Below are 4046 nucleotides of genomic sequence, written 5' to 3' on the forward strand. Positions count from 1 at the left end.
TTAATTGTGGAAGACCAAGTTGCACTTGCTGAGAATCTATTCGAGTTTTTTGAGGATACTCACTATGAACTCGATTTTGCAGCTGATGGATTAACAGCACTGCACTTGTTAGCGACTAATGATTACGATGTGATTGTGTTAGACATCATGTTGCCAGGTCTGTCCGGCTATGAGATATGTCGGCGAGTTCGTCAAGATTTAAAGAAAAATACCCCAATTATTATGGTAACCGCAAAAGACACTCTGCCCGATAAAGAAGAGGGGTTCGGGGTGGGTGCTGACGATTACCTGGTTAAACCATTTGATCTAAGAGAATTACAGCTGCGAATTGAAGCGCTTTCCCGGCGGCAGTTTGCAAATGATTCTGTGAAAAAGGTAGGTAGCCTCAGCTTTGATCCCGGGCAACTCATGTTGCGTTATGGTGACATCGCGAGCGTTGAATTGAGTGGAACCGCCGCTAAAATCATTGAATCTTTGTTTGACGCTTATCCCAAATATTTATCCCATGAAGTTTTATGTGAGCAGATTTGGGGTAGTCCTGAGATAGAAACGCAAACATTACGAACCCACATATACAACTTAAGGCAAATACTACAAAAGACTCTTGGCTTTAATCTTGTAAAAACCATGCATGGACGGGGCTATCGACTGCAAACTCCCGACGAACCAGGTAACACCGAGTGAGCTTGTCTTTAGCTACGCGTATATATCGGACGATTTTTGCTGTCAGCTTTCTAACAATCGTGCTCTCACTCGTCATTATCGAATTTATATATGAGGACATGGAGTATACGATTTTAGAATTTGAACTGAGTAATGAGTTTGATTTCTATCGTCAAAAAATCAATAACTCCGACTTTCAAACCTGGCAAACAGCTAATATTTCAGTGGCATTTGTCGGTGAAAAAGCACCAGATCCCTCACAGTTACCAAAACATTTTCAGGGTATCCAAGCTCCTGCATCTGAAGAAATAGAGTTCAAGGATCAACATTTTTTAGTTTTGGCAAAACAGATTGACTCTCCAGGAGGGACTTTATTCATCTCCCAAGATATAACAGCGATGGAGGAGCGTGAAATTCTTTTCCAGCTGGCCATGCTGGGCTTAGTTCTTTTAATGACATTTATCGGGTTTGTTTTATCTCGTCTGGGTGCAAGAAAACTGGTGAAACCGCTACAAAAACTCACCCATGCCATACATAAAACGACACCTGGTAAAAGCATGCAGCGACTGGAAAATGACTATATCGAGCACGAATACAACAATATTGCTAATGCGTTTAACCGCTTTTTAGACGCTATGGAAGAGTTTGTACGGCGTGAAAATATGTTCATCAAAACTGCTAGCCATGAATTGCGCACCCCTATAGCAATCTTATCTGGTGCTCTGGATGTGATTGACAAGCGGCAACAACTATCAGCAGCTGATAAACAGACGATGAGGCGCATTCGACAAACTGTCAATAACATGCAGATTGAGGTCAATACACTATTAGCCTTGCTTCGTAATGAACAACCGGTAAATGACTCTAAAATTTCTCTAAGTTTTCTAATTCAGGATGCCGTTGAGGAAATAAAAAATGAAATGCCAATAGCGGCTGAGCGGTTAATTCACCTTTCATCTGACTATGATCAACAAGTTATACATACCAATCACTCCTTGATGAGAATGCTACTACGCAACCTTTTGCACAATGCGCTTCTACATACTCAGGATGAGGTACGTATTCAGTCAGGTGAGAGCGTTATCCACGTTACAGATTTTGGCAGTGGGTTGCCGATAGATATTCACCAACGCTTAACTAATCCTTCCCTTGGGCAGCAATTACTTTTTCAAGAAACCCGCTTTGGTCTATTAATCGCACAGATGATAAGTGAAAAACTGAACATGAAATTAAGCGTGGTCCAATCTGATACCAGTGGCACAACTTTCGAGATTCATTTCACACCGAGCGATTAATATTATGACTTCAGCAGTTCCTAAACATACAGGCCTGAAACGGTTGTTATTTGCGACCTACTATTCGCTGAGAGGGTTATGTTTGTGTGCACGATACGAGTCTGCATTCAGACAAGAGCTGGTGATTTTTCTAGTGCTGCTACCCTTTGTTTTTATTATCGACTTTACAGCTATCGAACGTCTGGCATTGATAGGCGTGATGGTAGCCGTGATGGCAGTGGAAGCCCTTAACTCTGCCATAGAATGCACACTGGATAGATTCAGTACCGAATTGCACCCCTTAGCTGGACGAGCTAAAGACTATGGCTCTCTTGCAGTGTTGATGACGCTATTGATCGCTGTGGTCACTTGGTTAGTTCTTTTATGGCCAAAATTTACTTAAACAACTGAAATTAGATTATCAATGAAACGTAAATACTTGTCTTGGCTTGGACCTTATCAAATTCTATTGAAGCTTTTATTAGTGGGACTAGCTATTTTGTCATTATCTCGTTTGGGGTTGGCTATATGGCAATGGGATAGAGTCACATCTGCAATTAATTTACCGATATTTTTTATTCAGGGGATTCGTGCAGATCTGATTATGATAAGTATGTTAATTGCGCCGTTAGCATTACTGATGCCGTTATTAGTAAATAAATACACTTGGCGGTTTTGGCAAAAACTGGTCTGGGTTTGGGGCACGTTTATAGTCATTTTAATGGTGTTTATGGAGACAGCAACACCCGCTTTCATTCTGCAGTATGACCTGCGTCCAAACAGATTATTTGTGGAGTATCTACAATATCCAAAAGAAGTATTTTCCACGCTTTGGGAAGGCTTTAGAGTCCCACTTATACTTGGCATTTCACTGACCATTATTGCAGGCATTCTCTTCAGCAGTATGTTAAAGAAATGGTTGTCGGAGTATCGACTTGACTGGCCGGTATGGAAACTCTGGTTAACCTGGCCACTATTGGTGTTGCTTCTGGTGGTGATGATTCGTTCAACAATGGCGCACCGACCTGCAAATCCAGCGATTTTTGCAATAACTTCCGATGCCATGGTGAACAGTCTTATCATCAACTCCAGTTGGTCAGTGTATTTTGCAATCTACAACATGCAGCATGAGGCTGAAGCAGGCGAAGTTTATGGTTCGATGACCGATGATGAAATCATGGCAGAAATGGACCAGAACTATCCTTGGTTAAATGCGGATCCAGATGCACCATTTCCTACTTTAAATAAACGTGAATCATCGATAACTCGCGATAAACCGCTTAACCTTGTGATAATCCTTGAAGAAAGTATGGGAGCTACATTTGTTAAATCGTTGGGGGGTGAACATGCGGTAACCCCAGAGCTTGAAAAGTTAAAAGATAAAGGGTGGTGGTTTGAGCAGCTTTATGCTACTGGAACACGCTCTGTACGAGGTATTGAAGCGACAATAAGCGGTTTTTTGCCAACCCCAGCGAGAAGTGTCGTCAAGCTTTCACTTTCTCAACAAAACTTTTTTACCATTGCCGATTTATTGAATCATAAAGGTTATTTTACCGAGTTTATTTATGGGGGAGAATCGCATTTCGACAATATGGCGTCATTCTTTATCGGTAATGGGTTTGAGTCGGTTATTGATCAAGATAATTACCAAAATCCAGTATTCAAAGGAAGTTGGGGTGTTTCGGACGAAGATTTATTAAACAAAGCACATCATCGCATCTCTGAAATGCATCAAAAACGACAGCCTTATTTTAGTTTGGTATTTACATCTAGCAACCATTCTCCCTACGAGTTTCCAGATGGGCGAATAGATCTTGAAGGTTCGGAAAAGCAAACGGATTTGAATGCGGTTAAATACGCAGATTACGCTTTAGGCGAGTTTTTTGATAAGGCTATGCAAAGTGATTATTGGCAAGACACACTGTTTCTGGTCATTGCTGATCATGATCTTAATGTTTACGGTGATGCTTTGGTACCTATTGAAAGATTCCAGATCCCGGGCCTTATCCTTGGGGCCGATATTAAACCAAAGAGAATTAAGACAGTGGCAAGTCAGATTGATATGGCCCCGACTTTATTGTCGCTGATGGGCATTTCAGCTGAAACGCC

The 4046-nt window shown here is 41.4% G+C and carries 4 protein-coding genes; all 4 read left to right on the forward strand.

The genetic code is table 11. The features are described from left to right. Positions 1-684: response regulator transcription factor (locus tag LGT40_RS00800; RefSeq protein ID WP_226069691.1), on the forward strand; the 684-nt coding region annotated here is incomplete at its 5' end. Next, on the forward strand, positions 681-1958 hold the full coding sequence (locus LGT40_RS00805; RefSeq protein WP_226069692.1) for a sensor histidine kinase: 1278 nt from the start codon (positions 681-683) through the stop codon (positions 1956-1958). The genes LGT40_RS00800 and LGT40_RS00805, both read left to right, overlap by 4 nt. 4 nt (positions 1959-1962) lie before the next feature. Then, positions 1963-2340, forward strand: coding sequence for a diacylglycerol kinase (locus LGT40_RS00810; RefSeq protein WP_226069693.1), 378 nt, complete (start codon positions 1963-1965; stop codon positions 2338-2340). 21 nt (positions 2341-2361) lie between these two features. Beyond that, positions 2362-4046 (forward strand): LTA synthase family protein (locus LGT40_RS00815; RefSeq protein WP_226069694.1); only part of this gene is annotated, 1685 nt, incomplete at its 3' end.

It is taken from the genome of Methylophaga pinxianii (genome assembly GCF_020447225.1).
GTDB lineage: Bacteria > Pseudomonadota > Gammaproteobacteria > Nitrosococcales > Methylophagaceae > Methylophaga > Methylophaga pinxianii.

What these genes read in the sequence shown, in the direction of transcription:
- LGT40_RS00810 (WP_226069693.1), top strand. Translation starts at nt 1,963, where the DNA reads ATGACTTCAGCAGTTCCTAAACATACAGGCCTGAAACGGTTGTTATTT.